This is a genomic window from Streptomyces sp. NPDC046349 (assembly GCF_055587885.1).
The window spans coordinates 189,435-206,600 of the sequence record NZ_JBVJFK010000002.1 but is presented as its reverse complement, the minus strand read 5'-3'; the positions used below and the strand labels follow the sequence as shown (position 1 = coordinate 206,600).

The following is a 17,166-nucleotide window of genomic DNA, read 5'->3' as shown; positions in this document are numbered from 1 at the left end:
TGGGAGAATCGCCGAATGGCGGAAATCATCCAGAAGGACGGAACCTGGACGTTCGACGGCGACTCGGTGCGCATCGTGCCGGGGCGCGACAAGGGGGTGGGGCTGCTGCGGCAGACCCTGGGCGAGGTGGTCGTGCCGTTGCGCGCGCTCGCGGGGATCAGTTACGAGCCGGGCCGCAAGGCGGGGAGGCTGCGGCTGCGGCTGCGCGAGGGGGCCGACCCTCTGACGCAGGTGACGGGCGGACGGCTGCCGGAGGCCTCGGACCCCTACCGGCTGAGCGTGGAGCCGGACCGCACAGGGGTCGCGGAGTACTTCGTGGACGCGGTGCGCAACGCTCTGCTGCTGGAGCAGGTGGATCCGGGTCCTTCGCAGACGTACCTGCTGCCCGGCCCCGCCGTGCCGTTGGCGGTGGGCGCGGGCGACGGGACCGTCACCTTCGACGGCGACCGGGTCGCGCTGGAGTGGAACTGGACGACCGAGGAGGCCAAGCGGTCCGGCGGGCCGCGCGAATTCCGGGTCGCCGATCTGCGGACCGTGGAGTGGGCCCCGGCGAAGGGGTTGGAGAACGGCTGGCTCCGCTTCAGCCTGACCGGTGCCGCGCAGCCTGCCGCGCCCAAGTACGACCCGTACACGGTGGAGCTGTTCGGCTTCAAGAAGGACCCGCTGATGGCGCTGGTCGCCGCGGCGGTGGCGCTGCGGCTGCCCCACCCGGCCGCGCCGCCGCAGGATCGGGCCGTCGAGGACGCCCCGCCGAAGGAGCTCCCCGCGCCGGCCGCCGACGACGCGGAGGACCACGACGCCCTGCTGCGGCGATTGCGGGAGCTGGGAGAGCTGCACCAGACGGGAGTCCTCACCGCCGACGAGTTCGCCGCGGCAAAGCAGTCCGTTTTGCGCAGATTCTGACCGGATGCATCCATTCCGCTGGTCCAGACCAGGAGGATCCTGCCCGGAATCGGGCAGGATCTTTGCGTTGAGCGGCTCGAGACGTCAGTATCTACGGGTGCTCGACCGCCGCCCGTCCTATGACGATCTCGTCGAACACCTGGTGCGCAGCACCTCGCTGCAGCGGGGCGAAGCGGCCCGGGTGGTCCTCGACGTGCTCGCCTACTTCGACGAGACGACGGAGGACTTCGTGCGCCGCCGCCACCGCGAACTGCAGGCCGGCGGAGCCGTGAACGCGGAGATCTTCGAGCGGATCGCGGCCGAGCTGCCGCATCGCGCCGTGGCGCCTGCGGAGCTCTCGCTCCGGCAGCTGCGCCGCATCGTCTACGGCTGACCGGCCGCCGCCGGAGCGGCCGCGGGCGGGTGACGGGCACACGAACCGAACTTCAGGAGGGGCAGGACCGTATGTGCGGAATCGTCGGTTACATCGGAAAGCGTGACGTGGCACCGCTGCTGCTGGAGGGCCTGGCACGGCTGGAGTACCGCGGATACGACTCCGCGGGCATCGTCGTGAACAGCCCGAAGGCCGGCGCGCTCAAGATGGTCAAGGCCAAGGGCCGCGTCCGCGACCTGGAGGCCCGGGTCCCGAAGCGTTTCGCCGGCACGACCGGCATCGCCCACACCCGCTGGGCCACGCACGGCGCCCCGAGCGACCTCAACTCGCACCCGCACCTGGACCCGGAGAACAAGGTCGCCGTCGTCCACAACGGCATCGTCGACAACGCCGCCGAGCTCCGCGCCAAGCTGGAGGCCGAGGGCGTCGTCTTCGCCTCCGAGACCGACACCGAGGTCATCACCCACCTGATCGCCCGCTCCCAGGCCGACAGCCTGGAGGAGAAGGTCCGCGAGGCCCTCAAGGCGATCGAGGGCACGTACGGCATCGCCGTGATGCACGCCGACTTCACCGACCGCATCGTCGTCGCCCGCAACGGCTCGCCGGTCATCCTCGGCATCGGCGAGAAGGAGATGCTCGTCGCCTCCGACGTCGCCGCGCTGATCGCCCACACCCGCCAGGTCGTCACCCTGAACGACGGCGAGATGGCCACCCTCAAGGCCGACGACTTCCGCACGTACACCACGAGCGGCACGACGACGAACGCCACCCCGGAGACCGTGGAGTGGGAGGCCGCCTCCTACGACATGGGCGGTCACGACACCTACATGCACAAGGAGATCTCCGAGCAGCCCGACGCGGTCGACCGCGTGCTGCGCGGCCGGATCGACGACCGCTTCAACACGGTCCACCTGGGCGGCCTGAACCTGGACCCGCGCGAGGCGCGCGGCATCCGCCGGGTCAAGATCCTGGGCTGCGGCACCTCGTACCACGCGGGCCTGATCGGCGCCGGCCTCATCGAGGGCATGGCCCGCATCCCCGCGGACGCCGAGCCGGCGTCCGAGTTCCGCTACCGCAACCCCGTCGTGGACCCCGACACCCTCTACATCGCGGTCTCCCAGTCGGGTGAGACCTACGACGTGCTCGCGGCGGTGCAGGAGCTCAAGCGCAAGGGCGCCCGCGTCCTGGGCGTCGTCAACGTGGTCGGCTCCGCGATCGCCCGCGAGGCCGACGGCGGCGTCTACGTGCACGCCGGCCCCGAGGTCTGCGTCGTCTCCACCAAGTGCTTCACCAACACGGTCGTGGCCTTCGCGCTGCTCGCCGTGCACCTGGGCCGCATCCGGGACCTGTCGGTCACCGACGGCAAGCGGATCATCGAGGGCCTGCGCAAGCTGCCCGCGCAGATCCAGGAGATCCTCGACGGCGAAGAGGACATCAAGAAGCTCGCGGCCGAGTTCGCCGAGGCCAAGTCGATGATGTTCATCGGCCGGGTCCGCGGCTACCCGGTGGCACTGGAGGCCTCCCTCAAGCTGAAGGAGATCTCCTACATCCACGCCGAGGCCTACCCGGCCTCCGAGCTCAAGCACGGCCCGCTCGCCCTGATCGAGCCCTCGCTGCCGACGGTCGCGATCGTCCCGGACGACGACCTGCTGGAGAAGAACCGCGCGGCGCTGGAGGAGATCAAGGCCCGCAGCGGCCGGATCCTCGCGGTCGCCCACCGCGAGCAGGAGAAGGCGGACCACACCATCGTGGTCCCGAAGAACGAGGACGAGCTGGACCCGATCCTCATGGGCATCCCGCTCCAGCTGCTGGCGTACCACACGGCCCTGGCCATGGGCCGGGACATCGACAAGCCGCGCAACCTGGCGAAGTCGGTCACCGTCGAGTAGCAGCCCCGGGCTGTCACCGACGGACATGCGAGAGCCCCCGTGCGCCGAAGCTGCGCACGGGGGCTCTCGTACGTCGCGCTCAGCCCGCGGCCACCGCACCGCTGCGCCCGGCCCTGCCGAACGCCATCGGCCAGTGCGCCAGGGCCGCGGTGGCCCCGTACCAGGCCAGCAGTCCGCAGACGGCGGCGACCCAGCCGCCCGCCTTGGCCAGGGCGCCGTTGTCCACGAACGAGGCCACGGCGAGCAGGAGGAGGGAGAGGGTCAGCAGGGCGTAGACGCCCTGACTGAACAGACCGCTCGCGGCGGCGACCGTGAGGGTCAGCGCGAGCATCGCGAAGAGGACAAGAAACGTTCCGGCGGCCTCTTCGGAGGCCGAACCGCCCGCGCCCTTGGCCCACGTGAACCAGAAGATGCCGAGCCCCGCGAACGCGGTGCCGTTGAATCCGTTGCCGCCGCGGTACTCCAGGAGACCCAGGAGGAAGAGTGCGGCGCCGCCGACGTACATCGCGAGCGACACGGAGCCGGCAGCGGACACGCCGTCGATCACGCCGGTGTGGCCGATACCGAATGCGAGAAGGGTGAGACCCAGGGCGATGTTCCCGAGGGTCGAAGTCGAGGCCGTGCTTCCCGCAGAGACACCATTGTCCACGGCGGGCTCCCTTCGATCTGCAGTTGTTTGCTGCGTCCCAGCAGCATTTATCTACCCTTTACACGAGGGCACAACCGCACAATCGGCTTAACACCCGGTCACGGAATGACAACAACCGGTCGCTGCGCGCGCTTGGCGAGCCGACCGGCCACCGAGCCGAAGATCCGGCCCACGATCCCGTGCGTGGAGCCCACCACGATGGCGTCGGCCGAATACTCCCGGCCGACCTCCTCCAGCTCGTGGCAGATGTCACCGCCGCGCTCGACCAGGATCCACGGCACTTCGGCAAGGTAGTCGGCGCAGGCCAGCTCCAGACCCAGCACCTCGGTGCGATGGTCCGGCACGTCCACGAAGACCGGCGGCTCGCAGCCGGCCCACACGGTGGTGGGCAGCCGGTTGGCGACATGGACGATGATCAGCCCCGATCCGGAGCGGCGGGCCATACCGATCGCGTACGCGAGCGCGCGCTCACTGGACGTCGATCCGTCGAATCCCACAACGACGCCGTGCCGGAAGGCCGGGTCGCAGGACGAGCGTGTCTGTTCCACCGCGCGCGGCTCGGCGGCCGACGCGGGGTCGGCAAGCCGTTTGCGCTTGCGGTCCGCGGGTTCGGAGAATTCGTGACCGGCCATGGGTGTCTCGGCGAAGAGGTCCTTGGAGGAAGCAACAGGGGCGATATCGGCGACGCATTGTGACGGAGCTCTGTCCGGGAAGCATCTTCCCGAGCCCATACCCACCAGGGTACGGCGACACTCCTGTCCTGCACAGGGCTTGCCGCACTTGGAGAGCGCCCCTGGGAGGATGCCGGAGTGAACGCCCCTTGGCAATGTCCGCTGTCCCCTACAGCCAGTGACGAGTCGGGGAGTTGCCACCCGTGCGCGCAGTGACCGAGCCCCGCCGGGCGGCGTTGGACATGCGTCCGACAGTTCAGGAAGAGCCCGCAGGGAGTACGCCGTGCCCGGCCATCCGGTTCACCCCGTCCAGCCAGCTCAGCCGACCCGGTCCGTCCACTCCCCCGAGCCGAGCCGGCATTTCAACGCCCCTCCCCGTCAGCCTCTCCACCCGTCCGTTCAGCCCTCCGGGCGCCCCCACGACGACCCCGCGGGTGACGTCGTGCGCTGGGCCGCCTTCAGCTGCCTGCTCGTCCCGGTGGTCCTCGTCGTCTACGGAACCTCCCTCGGCGGGGCGGCAGTCGCCACGCTCGGCCTGTTCGTCGTCACGGCCGCCTGCCTGGTCCTGCTGCGGCAGTCGGAGCGGACCGCGGCCCGGGTCGGGGCGGAGGAGCGGATCCCGTCGGCGCACCGCCGCCGGCACTCGCGCGGCGGCCCCGCGGGCCGCCGGGGCTGTGGCGCCTCCGAGTCCACGCCCCCGCACGACTGACTCATTCGCACACCCACACCCGCCCATTTTCAGCCAACTTCCCGGCAGGTTGCCCCCCTTGCCGGAATGTCCCCCCGACCCGCCCACCACCAGCGACGACATTCGCCGGGGGGCGTTTTGGCCCTACTGGTACTAGCCACAGCCGCGATGCACGCTTCCCACCCGGGTAGCGGAGTGGAACCCTTCCTGATCGAATGCTTTTCGCCAAGTTGAGAAGTCGACATAGCGCTGCGTGCTGAACTTGTCACGCCGACACCACGGGACGCAGTAGATTCGATCATGTATTTACGGCGGGGGATCCACGTGCAAGGCCGAGGGGAAACGTGCAGGTGCGACCAGACCAAGGAGTCGCGACACCCAAGGGGGGCTTAGCGCCATGAGCCAGGATTCCACCGCCGTCGTCGCAGACGCCGGCAGGAAGCTCGCGGGGCGTCGCCGCAGGGAGATTGTCGCGGTGCTGCTCTTCAGCGGCGGACCGATCTTCGAGAGCTCCATTCCACTATCCGTGTTCGGCATTGACCGGCAGGACGCGGGAGTTCCACGCTACCGACTGCTCGTGTGCGCCGGTGAGGACGGTCCGCTCAGGACCACCGGCGGACTCGAACTGACCGCGCCGTACGGGTTGGAGGCGATCGCCCGGGCAGGCACGGTCGTCGTTCCCGCCTGGCGCTCCATCACTTCACCGCCGCCTCCGGAGGCGCTCGACGCACTGCGTCTGGCGCACGAGGAAGGGGCCCGGATCGTCGGACTGTGCACCGGGGCCTTCGTGCTCGCGGCCGCCGGTCTGCTGGACGGCCGGCCCGCGACGACGCACTGGATGTACGCGCCGACGCTGGCCAAGCGCTACCCGTCCGTCCACGTCGATCCGCGCGAACTGTTCGTCGACGACGGCGATGTGCTCACGTCCGCGGGCACGGCGGCCGGAATCGACCTCTGCCTGCACATCGTGCGCACCGACCACGGCAGCGAGGCGGCCGGGGCCCTGGCCCGCAGGCTCGTCGTGCCGCCGCGCCGCACGGGCGGCCAGGAGCGCTACCTCGACCGGTCGCTGCCGGAGGAGATCGGCGCCGACCCGCTGGCCGAGGTCGTCGCCTGGGCGCTGGAACACCTCCACGAGCAGTTCGACGTGGAGACGCTGGCCGCCCGCGCCTACATGAGCCGGCGCACCTTCGACCGGCGGTTCCGCTCGCTCACCGGCAGCGCTCCGCTCCAGTGGCTGATCACGCAGCGGGTGCTGCAGGCCCAGCGGCTGCTGGAGACCTCCGACTACTCGGTCGACGAGGTCGCCGGACGCTGCGGGTTCCGTTCGCCGGTCGCCCTGCGCGGTCACTTCCGGCGGCAGCTGGGGTCCTCCCCGGCGGCGTACCGCTCCGCCTACCGGGCACGCCGGCCGCAGGCCGACGTCGCGCAGGTGGCGGAGATCCCGACGGGACCGGTGCCGCACCAGCGCACTCCGCAGCCCCACCGGGCGGCGGCGGCCCTGGCCGCCGCGGGCCCCACGGTCACGGAGCTGTACGCGCCGAACCGGGTCCTGCGGGAACACGCGTAACCCCCACAACGGGTACGACAGCGAAGGTCCTCCATCGGTCACCGCCGACGGAGGACCTTCGGCATATGCGGTCCGCTCCGCAGGGGACCGCATAAGGTGGGACACATGAACGATCGCATGGTGTGGATCGACTGCGAGATGACCGGGCTCTCGTTGACGGACGACGCACTTATCGAGGTGGCCGCGCTGGTCACCGACTCGGAGCTCAACGTGCTCGGCGAGGGCGTGGACATCGTGATCCGCCCGCCGGACCGCGCCCTGGAGACCATGCCCGACGTGGTCCGCGAGATGCACACCGCCTCCGGACTGCTCGACGAGCTGGCCGGCGGGACCACCCTCGCGGACGCCGAGGCGCAGGTCCTGGCGTACGTGCGGGAGCACGTGAAGGAGCCGCGCAAGGCGCCGCTCTGCGGGAACTCGGTCGGCACCGACCGCGGCTTCCTGCTGCGCGACATGGCCGCGCTGGAGAGCTACCTGCACTACCGGATCGTGGACGTGTCCTCGGTCAAGGAGCTGGCGCGCCGCTGGTACCCGCGGGCGTACTTCAACAGCCCCCCGAAGAACGGCAACCACCGGGCGCTGGCGGACATCAAGGACTCCATCACCGAGCTGCGCTACTACCGCGAGGCGGTGTTCGTGCCGCAGCCCGGGCCCGACTCGGACACGGCCCGCAGCATCGCGGCCAAGCACGCCGCGCCGGGCGCGTAGCACCCCTGCCCGATCCCTCCGGAGAGGGGCGCGGGAAAACGGTGGAGCGAGCACCCTCCCGGACCCTGTACCCTTTTCTTCGGCCGGTCGGTTTCCGACCGGACATGGTGGGTGTAGCTCAGTTGGTAGAGCACCTGGTTGTGGTCCAGGTGGCCGCGGGTTCAAGTCCCGTCACTCACCCTGCGGGAAGGCCCCGGTACGCGGAAGCGGACCGGGGCCTTCTGCATGTCCCCGTACGTCCTCCCTCTGATCCGGAGCTCCGAAGCGATCAGGACGACTCCCGGACCACCAGTCTGTTCGGCAGGACGACCGCCGGCCCGTCCTCTGCCCCGGCGCTCCCCCGCCGTCCCGAGACCCGCTCCAGCAGCATCATCGCCATGGTCCGGCCCATCTCCTCGATGGGCTGCCGGACGCTGGTCAGCGGCGGGTCCATGTGCCGGGCGACCACCGAGTCGTCGAAGCCGACCAGTGCCACGTCGTGCGGGATCGTGCGGCCGGCCCCACGCAGCTCCCGCCGGGCGCCCGCCGCCATGACGTCGGAGGAGGCGAAGACGGCGTCGAGCGAGGGGCTGCGCTCGAGCAGCTCGCGCATGGCCCGTCGACCGCCCTCCTCGGTGAAGTCGGCGACCGCGACCAGCCGCTCGTCGACGGGGCGTCCGGCGGCGGCGAGGGCCTGCCGGTAGCCGTCGAGCCGGCAGTGGGCTCCGTACACGTCCAGCGGGCCGGTGATCGTCGCGATCGTACGGCGGCCCCGGTCGAGCAGGTGGCGCACCGCTTCTGCGGCGCCTGCCAGGTTGTCGGAGTCCACGCAGGGCAGCGTCTCGGCCGCGGAGCGCCGACCGCTGATCACCGTCGGGATGCCGAGTTCGGCCAGCAGCTCCGGGAGCGGGTCGCCCGCGTGGACGGAGACCAGCAGCACGCCGTCGACGCGGTGCCCGGACAGGTACTGCGCGAGGCGGCGGCGCTCGCGGTCGCTGCCGGCCAGGGTGAGGACGAGCTGGATGTCGGTCTCGGCGAGGGCGGCGCCGACCCCCCGGACCACTTCGGAGAAGTACGGCTCGGCGAAGAACCTGGCCTCGGGCTCGGGGATCACGAGGGCGATGGCGTCGTTGCGGTTGGCCGCGAGGGCGCGGGCCGCGCGGTTCGGCACGTACCCCAGCTCGGTCACGGCCGCCTCGACGGCGGCCTTGGTCTGCTCGCTGACCTTGGACGACCCGTTGATCACCCGGGACACGGTGCCGCGCCCGACACCGGCGCGTACCGCGACCTCTTCCAGGGTCGGCCGTCCCCCGCTGCGCCCGTTCCCGTTCATGGCTTCCTCCCGGTTGTGAATCTACCCCTTGACTACTGTGGGAGCGCTCCCACACTGTGTCACACGACACCCCCACGCTGTCGCCCCACCCTTCAGGGAGGAACCCATGCGAGCCCAATCCCCGGTTCGAGCACGAGCCCGAAGAACCCTCGCCACGGCGGTCGCCACGATGGGCGCCGCCGCGCTGCTGCTCGGGGGGTGCGCACAGGACCCCGAGTCGGAGCCGAAGTCGGGCCCCTCCGCCGGCGGGAAGGGGCAGACCACCCTGACCGTGGGCGTCTTCGGGGCCTTCGGCCTCCAGGAGGCCGGGCTCTACGACGAGTACATGGCGCAGAACCCGGGGATCCGCATCGAGCAGACCTCCATCGAGCGCAACGAGAACTACTACCCCCAGCTCCTCACGCACCTGGGGACGGGCAGCGGGCTCGCCGACATCCAGGCCGTCGAGGTCAACAACATCGCGGAGATCACCGCGACCCAGGCCGACAAGCTGGTGGACCTGGGCAAGGTCTCAGGCGTGGACAAGGCCGCCTACCTGCCGTGGAAGTGGGCGCAGGGAACGGCGCCGGCGGCGAAGGGCGGGGCCACGGTCGGCCTCGGCACCGACATAGGCCCGCAGGGCATCTGCTACCGCAAGGACCTGTTCGAGGCGGCCGGGCTGCCCTCGGACCGGGAGGCGGTCGGCGCGCTGTGGGCGGGCGACTGGAACAAGTATCTCGAGGCGGGGAAGGCGTACAAGGCGAAGGCCGGCGACGGCAAGGCCTTCGTGGACTCGGCGTCGGGGGTCATGGCCGCGGTGACGGGCAGCAGCGCCCAGCGGTACTACGACGAGCAGGGCAAGGTCGTCTACAAGACCAACCCGGCGGTGCGCGGGGCCTTCGACCTGGCGGCGTCCTTCGCCACCGAGGGGCTCAGCGCCAAGCTGCAGCAGTTCACACCGGGCTGGGACCAGGGCTTCGCCAACGGCGCCTTCGCGACGGTCTCCTGCCCGGCCTGGATGCTCGGCTACATCCAGGACAAGGCCGGTCCGTCGGGCAAGGACAAGTGGGACGTGGCGCAGGCGCCGAAGCCCAGCAACTGGGGCGGTTCCTTCCTGGTGGTCCCCAAGGCGGGCAAGAACGCCGAGGCGGCGGCGAAGCTGGCGGCCTGGCTGACGGCCCCCGAGCAGCAGGCGAAGCTCTTCGAGAAGCGGGGCAGCTTCCCGAGCGCGAGCGCCGCGTACAAGCTGCCGGCGGTGTCGGGGGCGAAGCACGAGTACTTCGGCGGCGCGCCGATCGGTGAGATCTTCTCGAAGGCGGCCCAGGGAGTGCCGGTGACGGTGGTCGGCCCGAAGGACCTGGTGATCGCCCAGAACCTGGCGGACATCGGGATGCTCCAGGTCGACCAGAAGGGCCGCAGCCCGCAGGAGGGCTGGGAAGCCGCTGTGAAGGCCATCGACAACGCCCTGGACCAGTGAGGCGCCGGTGACGGACGAGACGGCTGTCCTGTCCCCCTCCGCCGCCGCCCCGGAGCGGGCGGCGGCGGAGGGGGGCGGCCGGGGCCGGCCGGGCCAGGTGTGGCGCTCGCGCCGCTATCGCTGGGACCTGCGCTGGAGCCCGTACGCCTTCGTGGCGCCCTTCTTCCTGTTCTTCGCCGCCTTCGGGCTGTTCCCGCTGCTCTACACGGGCTGGGCGGCGCTGCACCAGGTGGAGCTGACCGACCCCGACAGCATGACGTGGGTGGGCCTGCGGAACTTCACCCGGCTGTGGGACGACGAGTTCTTTTGGAACGCCCTGCGCAACACGGTCACCATCGGGCTGCTCTCCACGGTGCCGCAGCTGGCGATCGCGCTGGGCGTGGCCCATCTGCTCAACTACCGGCTGCGTGGCTCCGCGTTCTTCCGGGTCGCCGTGCTCACCCCGTATGCGACCTCGGTGGCGGCGGCCACGCTTGTCTTCGTACTGCTCTTCGGCCGCGACTACGGGATGATCAACTGGGCCCTCTCGGCGGTCGGTTTCGGGGCGGTGGACTGGCAGAACGGCACCTTCGCCTCGCAGTTGGCGGTCTCCACCATCGTGATCTGGCGGTGGACCGGCTACAACGCGCTGATCTACCTGGCGGCCATGCAGGCCGTGCCGGGCGAGCTGTACGAGTCGGCCGCGCTGGACGGGGCCTCTCGCTGGCAGCAGTTCCTGCACGTCACCGTGCCCTCGCTGCGTCCGACGATCCTCTTCACCTGCGTGGTGTCGACGATCGGGGCGACCCAGCTGTTCGGGGAACCGCTGCTGTTCAACGGCGGGGCGGGCGCGACGGGCGGCTCGGACCACCAGTTCCAGACGCTCGGGCTGTACCTGTACGAGCAGGGCTGGGTGAACCTGCACCTGGGGCGGGCCTCGGCGATCGCCTGGGCGATGTTCCTGATCCTGCTGCTGATCGCCGGGGCGGCGCGGCTGCTGCGCGGACGGGGGGACTCGCGATGAGATCGCTGCGCGCGGGCCGGCTCACCTATGTGGTGCTCGGCCTCTTCACCGCCGGTTCGCTCTTCCCGCTGGTGTGGACGGCGATCGCGGCCTCCCGCACCAACACGCGCCTCGCGCAGACCCCGCCGCCGTTCTGGTTCGGCGGGAACCTGGGACGGAACCTGCAGATCGCCTGGACCGACGCCAACATGGGCACGGCCCTGCTGAACACGGTGATCGTGGCGGGCACCGTCACCGTCGGGACGGTCCTCTTCTCCACCCTGGCGGGCTTCGCCTTCGCCAAACTGCGTTTCCGCGGTCGCCGGATGCTGATGGCGATGGTGGTCGGCACGATGCTGATCCCGCCGCAGCTGAGCGTGGTGCCGCTGTACATGCTGATTGCGAAGCTGTCGTGGACCGACCGGCTCCAGGCGGTTGTCCTGCCGTCCCTGGTGTGCGCCTTCGGCGTGTTCTTCATGCGGCAGTTCCTGGTGCACGCGCTGCCCACGGAACTGGTGGAGGCGGCCCGCACGGACGGGGCCAGCTCCCTGCGGGTGATGTGGCACGTGGTCTTCCCGGCGGCCCGGCCGGCGATGGCGGTGCTGGGGATGCTGACCTTCGTCATGTCCTGGAACGACTTCTTCTGGCCGATCGTCGCGCTGACCCAGAACGGCAGCCCGACGGTCCAGGTGGCCCTGACCGGTCTGGGCCGGGGGTACATCCCCGACCAGTCCGTGATCATGGCGGGTGCGCTGCTGGGCACGCTCCCGCTGCTGCTGGTGTTCCTCGTCTTCGGCCGCCAGATCGTCGGCGGCATCATGCAGGGAGCGGTAAAGGGATGACTGACACCCCGACGCACACGACTCGCCCGTCGAAGGCGACGGATCCGGGCGGGGAGCTCCGCTTCCCCGACGGGTTCCTGTGGGGCACGGCCACGGCGGCCTTCCAGATCGAGGGCGCGGCCGCACTGCGCGGACCCTCCATCTGGGACACCTTCTGCCGCACCCCGGGCAAGGTGTACGACGGCCACACCGGCGACGTCGCGGCCGACCACCACCGGCTGTGGCGCGAGGACGTCGCGCTCATGGCCGAACTGGGGCTGGGCTCCTACCGGTTCTCGGTGTCCTGGCCGCGCGTCCTCGCCGGCGGGATCGGCTTCTACGACCAGCTCGTCGACGAGCTGCTCTCCCACGGCATCCAACCCTGCGTGACCCTCTACCACTGGGACCTCCCGCAGGAGCTGGAGGACGCCGGCGGCTGGCCCGAGCGGGAGACCGCCTACGCCTTCGCCCAGTACGCGGAGCAGGTCGCGGACGTGCTCGCCGACCGTGTGGAGCTCTGGACCACCCTCAACGAGCCCTGGTGCAGCGCCTTCCTCGGCTACGCCTCGGGGGTGCACGCCCCCGGCCGCACCTCCCCCGCCGACTCGCTGCGCGCCGCTCACCATCTCAACCTGGCCCACGGCCTGGCCGCGGCGGCCCTGCCGGCCCGCACCCGGGTCGGTATCGCGCTCAACCCCAGCGCGGTGCGGCCGCTGACCGGCTCGGCGGCCGACCTGGACGCCGCCCGCCGTATCGACGCACTGGCCAACCGGATCTTCACCGGACCGCTGCTGCACGGCGCCTACCCGCAGGACCTCCTCGCCGACACCGCCGCCCTCACGGACTGGTCGTTCGTGCGCACCGGCGACGAAGCGCTGATCCGCCAGCCGCTGGACTTCCTCGGAGTGAACTACTACACGCCGGCGGTGGTGTCCGCCGCGCCGGACGGGAACGGCCCGCGCGCCGACGGCCACGGCGCCGCGTCCCACTCCCCCTGGCCCGCCGCGGACACGGTGGCCTTCCACCAGCCCCCGGGCGAACAGACCGACATGGGCTGGTCGATCGACCCGAGCGGCCTGTACGACCTGCTGATGCGCTTCGCCCGCGAGGCACCCGGCCTGCCTCTGCTGGTCACCGAGAACGGTGCGGCCTACGCCCCGGACCTGGACGACCCGCAGCGCATCGCCTATCTCGAGGCCCACCTCACCGCCGTCCACCGCGCGCTGGCGGACGGCGCCCCGGTGGGGGGCTACTTCCTCTGGTCGCTGCTGGACAACTTCGAGTGGTCCTACGGATACAGCAAGCGCTTCGGCATCGTGCACGTCGACAACGACACCCAGATCCGCACGCCGCGCTCCAGCGCCCACTGGTACGCCCGCCTGGCCCGGAAGGGGGTTATGTAACCGCCCCCCGCCGCCCGTGGCCCGCGGCGGCGGGTGTCCGGTCCGAGGTCACGCGAAGACGTCTGCGTGATCCTCGGCCCAGGTCCTGAAGGTGCGGGCCGGGTGGCCGGTGAGCTGCTCGACGCCGCCGGTGATCTCGACCGGGAGGCCGTCGGTGGAGGCCCAGTACTCCAGCAGCGCATCGGCATAGGGGCCGGGTATGTAGCCGTCGGCCTCGGCCCTCCACTGCTCGGCCGAGACTGCCTCGACGGATATGGAGCGGCCGAGGACTTCGCCCAGTATCGAGAGCTGGGCGGCGAAGGTCAGCGACTGCGGGCCGGTCAGCGTGTACGCGCTGCCGGCCAGGGCCGGATCGGTGAGGACCGCGAGGGCCGCCTCGGCGAGGTCGGCCTCGTGCACGGGATCGCAGTAGGCGCCGGGGTAGGGCAGTCGGACCGGCAGGCCCGACTTCAGCGGCCGGGCCCAGCCCCGGGCATTGCCCGCGAAGGATCCCGGCCGCAGCAGGGTGGTGTGCAGCGGGGAGGCCGAAAGGGCCTGCTCGACCGCGAGGTGGGAGGCCGACAGCGGGCTGTCTGCGGCGCCGGGGGCGAGCACCGAGGAGGAGGACAGGAGCACGACGTGCTCCACTCCGGCGGCGACGGCCTCCTTGACGAAGGCTTCGACGCCGGACGCCTCCGCGTAGAGGAACACGGAGCGGATCCCGGCAAGGGCGCGGGGAAACGTCGCCGGATCGGTGAGATCGCAGTGGACCGCATCGGGGGTGTCCCGCTCGCGGGAGCCCAGCCGGTGCGGGACGCCGCGGGCGGCGAGGAGGCCGGCGAGACCGCGGGCGACGGCACCGCGGCCGCCGGTCACGAGAATGGACATGACTGGTCCTCTTCCTGAAATCGTGCGAACAGACGCTAGGATGGATACGCGACACAGATTCTGCACCACACATCCTCTGCGTCACACAGATAAATTTGAAGCACGGAGAATCCGATGTCAACCGATTCCCCCCGCACGGGTGACGAGTGGAGCCGCGCCGAGCTGCTCGCGCGCATCGTCATCGAGAGTCAGCGGCACTACGCCGACTACTCCCTCTTCAACCAGGCCATGGCCGACTCGGTCGGCCTGCACCCGACCGACATGCAGTGCGTGGCCCTCCTCGACATGGAGCCCGGCCCCGTCAGCACCGGCGACATCGCCCGCCTCACCGGCCTGACCTCCGGCTCGGCCACCCGCCTCGTCGACCGGATGGTCAAGGCGGGCATCGTCGAACGGCACGCCGACCCCCACGACCGCCGCCGCTCCCTCGTCTCCCTCTCCCCCGAGGCACGCAAGCGCATCGGTGCGGCGTGGGACACCCCGGGCCGCGCCTTCGGCGCCGTACTGGAGAGCTACTCCGACTCCGAACTCGCCGTCATCGCCGACTACCTGCACCGCGCCGCCGAGGTGGGGCGGACCCAGGCCAAGCGGCTGACCTCCGGCGAGCCCGGCTGACGGACCGCGGAACGGACACAGAACGGACCGCGGGGCGGACCGCGGGGCGGACCGGGGGCGGATCGGGGACCCGACTGCGGGACGACCGGGACTGCCGGAGGGCTTGCACAGGGCTTCCACAGGGGCCGATCCCGCACTACGGTCCGGGGCAACGGGCAACGGCGCGCGCCGGAGAAACGGGAGGGTCGGCGCGCGGTTGGAGGTTGTCCGTGTCCCCGCCCACACCCTCGCCCGCACCCTCGTCCATTCCTGCGGCCGTTCCTGCGCCCTCACCCGCCTCCACGCCCCCGCCGGCGACTCCCTCACCCGGCGGCCTGCGCGCGGTGTTCGCCCTCGGCGGCAGCGCCCTTCCCCTCCACGCGTTCCTCGCGCGGCTTCCCGCAGCGCTGTGCCCCATCGGAACGCTCGTGCTCATCACCGAACGCGACGGCATCGGCGCCGCGGGCCCCGTCGCCGCCGCGCTCTGGCTCGGCCAGGCCCTCGGCGGCCCCGTCATCGGCCGGCTCGCCGACCTGCGCGGCCACCGCACCGTCCTGCTCCTCGCCTGCGCCGCGAACGCCGCCGTCCTGCTCTCCCTCGTCGCGGCCGTCCTCGGCGGCCTGCCGCCGGCCGCCCTGCTGTCGCTGGCCGCCGCAGCCGGTCTCACCGTCCCGCAGGTCGGCCCGCTGGCCAGGGCCCGCTGGGCACGGTTGGCCGGCGGGGACCAGCGGCTACTCGGATCGGCCCTGTCCTTCGACACCACCCTGGACGAGGTCGGCTTCATGGTCGGCCCCGCGCTGGCCGGCATCCTTGCCGTGACCGTTCACCCCGCCTCGGGACTCGTCCTCGCGGCCGGGCTGATCCTGGTGTTCGGCACCCTGTTCGCCGTGCACCCGACCGTTCCGGGCCCGGCCGCCGACTCCACGACCGCCGACTCCCCGGCCGCCGACTCCCCGGCCGCCGACTCCCCGGCCGCCGACTCCCCGGCCGCCGGCTCCCCGGGCGCGCGGGCCGGCGTACGGCTGTGGTCGCCCGGGCTGGTCCTGCTGTTCACGACGGCCGTACTGCAGGGAGCGGCGTGGAGCGGAGCGAACACAGGCGTCAACGCGCTCGCCGCGTCACTGGGCGCGGCCGGCGCGGCCGGGCCCGTGTGGGCCGCCATGGCCGTGACCAGCTCTGTCGCCGGCTTCGCCACGGTCGCCCGGCCCGGCTCGGCGGACCTGGCCGCACGGCTGCGGTGGACGATCGTCCTCCAGGCCCTGCTCACTCTGCCGCTGCTCGCGGTGTCCGGACTGTGGGCGGCCGCCTTCGCCGTCGCGGGCATCGGCCTGGCCGTGGCCCCGCACCTGATCGCACTGTTCGGGCTGGTGGAACGGACCGTCCCGGCGCAGCGGATGGGCGAGGCCATGACCGTGATCGGCAGCGGCCTGATCCTCGGCCAGGCCCTGGCCGCCGCCGTCGCGGGCCCCCTGGCGGCCACCCACGGCCACCGGGCCGCCTTCGCCGTCTCCTGCACCGCGGTCACCGCCTCCGCGGCCCTCGCCCTGGCCTCGACCCTGACGGCACGTACGAAGAGCCGCTTCGGCGCCCCGTGACGAGCCGACCAGCACACCGCGTCAGGCGCCCTGGATGTGGAAGTTGAAGTCCGTGTGGCCGAGCGCGCCCATCAGGCGGAGCCAGATCGGCAGGAGCATCTCCGGGCCCCGGGCCGTCTCGATGCCGCCGAGGTCCAGGACGCTCGTCTGCGGCCACCCGAAGGAGTGCAGCAGTTCGCGCACGGTCTTCTTGGCGTCCGCGTCCTCGCCCGAGACGAAGACGTGGTGCTCGCCCGCGACCCGAGCCGGGTCCACCATGATCTGGCAGTTCATCGTGTTCAGCGTCTTGACCACCCGCAGCCCCGGGAACGTCCGCTGGATCAGCTCGCCCAGGCTGTCGTCGTCCACCGGGTCCAGGCCGGGCGGGAAGCCGACCGAGAAGTCCAGCGGGTTCGCGATGTCGATCAGGATCTTGCCCTCCAGGTGGGCGGCGTCCGCCTGCGCCAGTGCGGCGACACTGACCCGCCCGCCGGTGGCGTTGACCAGCACCTCGCCGTCCCGGGCGGCTTCCGCGAACCCGGCCAGCCCCACCCCCGGGTGGACCTCCTGCCAGTCCGAGTACTCGGCCCGGCCGAGGGTCGCCCCGGGATCCCTGGTCCCGATGACGACCTGGTGGCCCAGGGAGTCGAGTCGGGCGGCCACCGTGCGGCCGACGATCCCGGTGCCGAGGACTGCGTAGCGCATC

The 17,166-nt window shown here is 71.5% G+C and carries 17 protein-coding genes and 1 tRNA gene; 13 read left to right on the top strand and 5 right to left on the bottom strand.

What is annotated here, in order from left to right; translation table 11 throughout:
* The first annotated feature begins 15 nt into the window (after nt 1–15).
* The 3 genes from ACZ6JS_RS04645 (at nt 16) to glmS (ending at nt 3,165) form a co-directional block, all read left to right on the top strand.
* Nucleotides 16–903, top strand: coding sequence for a DUF4429 domain-containing protein (locus ACZ6JS_RS04645; protein ID WP_469295750.1), 888 nt, complete (start codon nt 16–18; stop codon nt 901–903).
* Between the two features lie 97 nt (nt 904–1,000).
* Nucleotides 1,001–1,276, top strand: a complete 276-nt coding sequence (locus ACZ6JS_RS04640; RefSeq protein WP_359118032.1) for a hypothetical protein — start codon at nt 1,001–1,003, stop codon at nt 1,274–1,276.
* A gap of 71 nt (nt 1,277–1,347) precedes the next feature.
* On the top strand, nt 1,348–3,165 hold the full coding sequence (gene glmS, locus ACZ6JS_RS04635; protein ID WP_469295747.1) for a glutamine--fructose-6-phosphate transaminase (isomerizing): 1,818 nt from the start codon (nt 1,348–1,350) through the stop codon (nt 3,163–3,165).
* A gap of 79 nt (nt 3,166–3,244) precedes the next feature.
* On the opposite strand, the gene ACZ6JS_RS04630 is transcribed toward glmS, so the two are convergent.
* Together ACZ6JS_RS04630 and ACZ6JS_RS04625 are read right to left on the bottom strand one after the other, a co-directional pair.
* The gene (locus ACZ6JS_RS04630; protein WP_469295746.1) at nt 3,245–3,814 is read right to left on the bottom strand and encodes an acetate uptake transporter; all 570 of its coding nucleotides are present in this window, start codon (nt 3,812–3,814) and stop codon (nt 3,245–3,247) included.
* A gap of 98 nt (nt 3,815–3,912) precedes the next feature.
* Nucleotides 3,913–4,446 (bottom strand): universal stress protein, encoded by a 534-nt coding sequence (locus ACZ6JS_RS04625; RefSeq protein ID WP_469296396.1) that lies wholly within the window; start codon nt 4,444–4,446, stop codon nt 3,913–3,915.
* A 481-nt stretch (nt 4,447–4,927) separates the two neighbouring features.
* Here ACZ6JS_RS04625 and ACZ6JS_RS04620 point away from each other — a divergent pair, with 481 nt between their 5' ends.
* The 4 genes from ACZ6JS_RS04620 (at nt 4,928) to ACZ6JS_RS04605 (ending at nt 7,631) form a co-directional block, all read left to right on the top strand.
* Nucleotides 4,928–5,194, top strand: coding sequence for a hypothetical protein (locus ACZ6JS_RS04620; RefSeq protein ID WP_469295744.1), 267 nt, complete (start codon nt 4,928–4,930; stop codon nt 5,192–5,194).
* Nucleotides 5,195–5,570: 376 nt separating this feature from the next.
* Nucleotides 5,571–6,743: a helix-turn-helix domain-containing protein gene (locus ACZ6JS_RS04615; protein WP_469295743.1), complete on the top strand. Its 1,173-nt coding sequence runs from the start codon at nt 5,571–5,573 to the stop codon at nt 6,741–6,743.
* 105 nt (nt 6,744–6,848) lie between these two features.
* The gene (gene orn / locus ACZ6JS_RS04610; protein WP_469295741.1) at nt 6,849–7,451 is read left to right on the top strand and encodes an oligoribonuclease; all 603 of its coding nucleotides are present in this window, start codon (nt 6,849–6,851) and stop codon (nt 7,449–7,451) included.
* Between the two features lie 107 nt (nt 7,452–7,558).
* Nucleotides 7,559–7,631: transfer RNA gene (locus ACZ6JS_RS04605), tRNA-His, on the top strand.
* An 88-nt stretch (nt 7,632–7,719) separates the two neighbouring features.
* On the opposite strand, the gene ACZ6JS_RS04600 is transcribed toward ACZ6JS_RS04605, so the two are convergent.
* On the bottom strand, nt 7,720–8,763 hold the full coding sequence (locus ACZ6JS_RS04600) for a LacI family DNA-binding transcriptional regulator (RefSeq protein WP_469295740.1): 1,044 nt from the start codon (nt 8,761–8,763) through the stop codon (nt 7,720–7,722).
* A gap of 106 nt (nt 8,764–8,869) precedes the next feature.
* On the opposite strand from ACZ6JS_RS04600, the gene ACZ6JS_RS04595 reads away from it, so the two are divergent.
* The 4 genes from ACZ6JS_RS04595 to ACZ6JS_RS04580 are packed head-to-tail and all read left to right on the top strand — an operon-like array spanning nt 8,870 to nt 13,425.
* Nucleotides 8,870–10,219, top strand: a complete 1,350-nt coding sequence (locus ACZ6JS_RS04595) for an ABC transporter substrate-binding protein (protein ID WP_469295739.1) — start codon at nt 8,870–8,872, stop codon at nt 10,217–10,219.
* Between the two features lie 7 nt (nt 10,220–10,226).
* The gene (locus ACZ6JS_RS04590) at nt 10,227–11,222 is read left to right on the top strand and encodes a carbohydrate ABC transporter permease (protein ID WP_400959104.1); all 996 of its coding nucleotides are present in this window, start codon (nt 10,227–10,229) and stop codon (nt 11,220–11,222) included.
* Nucleotides 11,219–12,043 (top strand): carbohydrate ABC transporter permease, encoded by an 825-nt coding sequence (locus ACZ6JS_RS04585; protein ID WP_381787837.1) that lies wholly within the window; start codon nt 11,219–11,221, stop codon nt 12,041–12,043. The genes ACZ6JS_RS04590 and ACZ6JS_RS04585 overlap by 4 nt, the downstream gene beginning before the upstream one ends.
* A complete protein-coding gene (locus ACZ6JS_RS04580) occupies nt 12,040–13,425 on the top strand; it encodes a GH1 family beta-glucosidase (protein ID WP_469295738.1) in 1,386 nt (461 codons plus the stop codon). The genes ACZ6JS_RS04585 and ACZ6JS_RS04580 overlap by 4 nt, the downstream gene beginning before the upstream one ends.
* A gap of 48 nt (nt 13,426–13,473) precedes the next feature.
* On the opposite strand, the gene ACZ6JS_RS04575 is transcribed toward ACZ6JS_RS04580, so the two are convergent.
* On the bottom strand, nt 13,474–14,292 hold the full coding sequence (locus ACZ6JS_RS04575) for an NAD(P)H-binding protein (protein WP_469295737.1): 819 nt from the start codon (nt 14,290–14,292) through the stop codon (nt 13,474–13,476).
* Between the two features lie 114 nt (nt 14,293–14,406).
* Between ACZ6JS_RS04575 and ACZ6JS_RS04570 the strand changes: the two genes are divergently transcribed.
* Entirely contained in the window at nt 14,407–14,907 is a 501-nt protein-coding gene (locus ACZ6JS_RS04570) for a MarR family winged helix-turn-helix transcriptional regulator (RefSeq protein ID WP_469295736.1), read from the top strand.
* Between the two features lie 407 nt (nt 14,908–15,314).
* A complete protein-coding gene (locus ACZ6JS_RS04565) occupies nt 15,315–16,481 on the top strand; it encodes an MFS transporter (protein ID WP_469295735.1) in 1,167 nt (388 codons plus the stop codon).
* A gap of 21 nt (nt 16,482–16,502) precedes the next feature.
* On the opposite strand, the gene ACZ6JS_RS04560 is transcribed toward ACZ6JS_RS04565, so the two are convergent.
* Complete coding sequence (locus ACZ6JS_RS04560; RefSeq protein WP_469295734.1) at nt 16,503–17,165, bottom strand: NADPH-dependent F420 reductase; 663 nt, start codon at nt 17,163–17,165, stop codon at nt 16,503–16,505.
* Nucleotide 17,166: the final 1 nt, after the last annotated feature.

What these genes read in the sequence shown, in the direction of transcription:
- ACZ6JS_RS04600 (WP_469295740.1), bottom strand. Translation starts at nt 8,763, where the DNA reads ATGAACGGGAACGGGCGCAGCGGGGGACGGCCGACCCTGGAAGAGGTC.
- ACZ6JS_RS04560 (WP_469295734.1), bottom strand. Translation starts at nt 17,165, where the DNA reads ATGCGCTACGCAGTCCTCGGCACCGGGATCGTCGGCCGCACGGTGGCC.
- ACZ6JS_RS04575 (WP_469295737.1), bottom strand. Translation starts at nt 14,292, where the DNA reads ATGTCCATTCTCGTGACCGGCGGCCGCGGTGCCGTCGCCCGCGGTCTC.
- ACZ6JS_RS04580 (WP_469295738.1), top strand. Translation starts at nt 12,040, where the DNA reads ATGACTGACACCCCGACGCACACGACTCGCCCGTCGAAGGCGACGGAT.
- glmS (WP_469295747.1), top strand. Translation starts at nt 1,348, where the DNA reads ATGTGCGGAATCGTCGGTTACATCGGAAAGCGTGACGTGGCACCGCTG.
- ACZ6JS_RS04615 (WP_469295743.1), top strand. Translation starts at nt 5,571, where the DNA reads ATGAGCCAGGATTCCACCGCCGTCGTCGCAGACGCCGGCAGGAAGCTC.
- ACZ6JS_RS04595 (WP_469295739.1), top strand. Translation starts at nt 8,870, where the DNA reads ATGCGAGCCCAATCCCCGGTTCGAGCACGAGCCCGAAGAACCCTCGCC.
- ACZ6JS_RS04585 (WP_381787837.1), top strand. Translation starts at nt 11,219, where the DNA reads ATGAGATCGCTGCGCGCGGGCCGGCTCACCTATGTGGTGCTCGGCCTC.
- ACZ6JS_RS04645 (WP_469295750.1), top strand. Translation starts at nt 16, where the DNA reads ATGGCGGAAATCATCCAGAAGGACGGAACCTGGACGTTCGACGGCGAC.
- ACZ6JS_RS04570 (WP_469295736.1), top strand. Translation starts at nt 14,407, where the DNA reads ATGTCAACCGATTCCCCCCGCACGGGTGACGAGTGGAGCCGCGCCGAG.
- orn (WP_469295741.1), top strand. Translation starts at nt 6,849, where the DNA reads ATGAACGATCGCATGGTGTGGATCGACTGCGAGATGACCGGGCTCTCG.
- ACZ6JS_RS04625 (WP_469296396.1), bottom strand. Translation starts at nt 4,446, where the DNA reads ATGGCCGGTCACGAATTCTCCGAACCCGCGGACCGCAAGCGCAAACGG.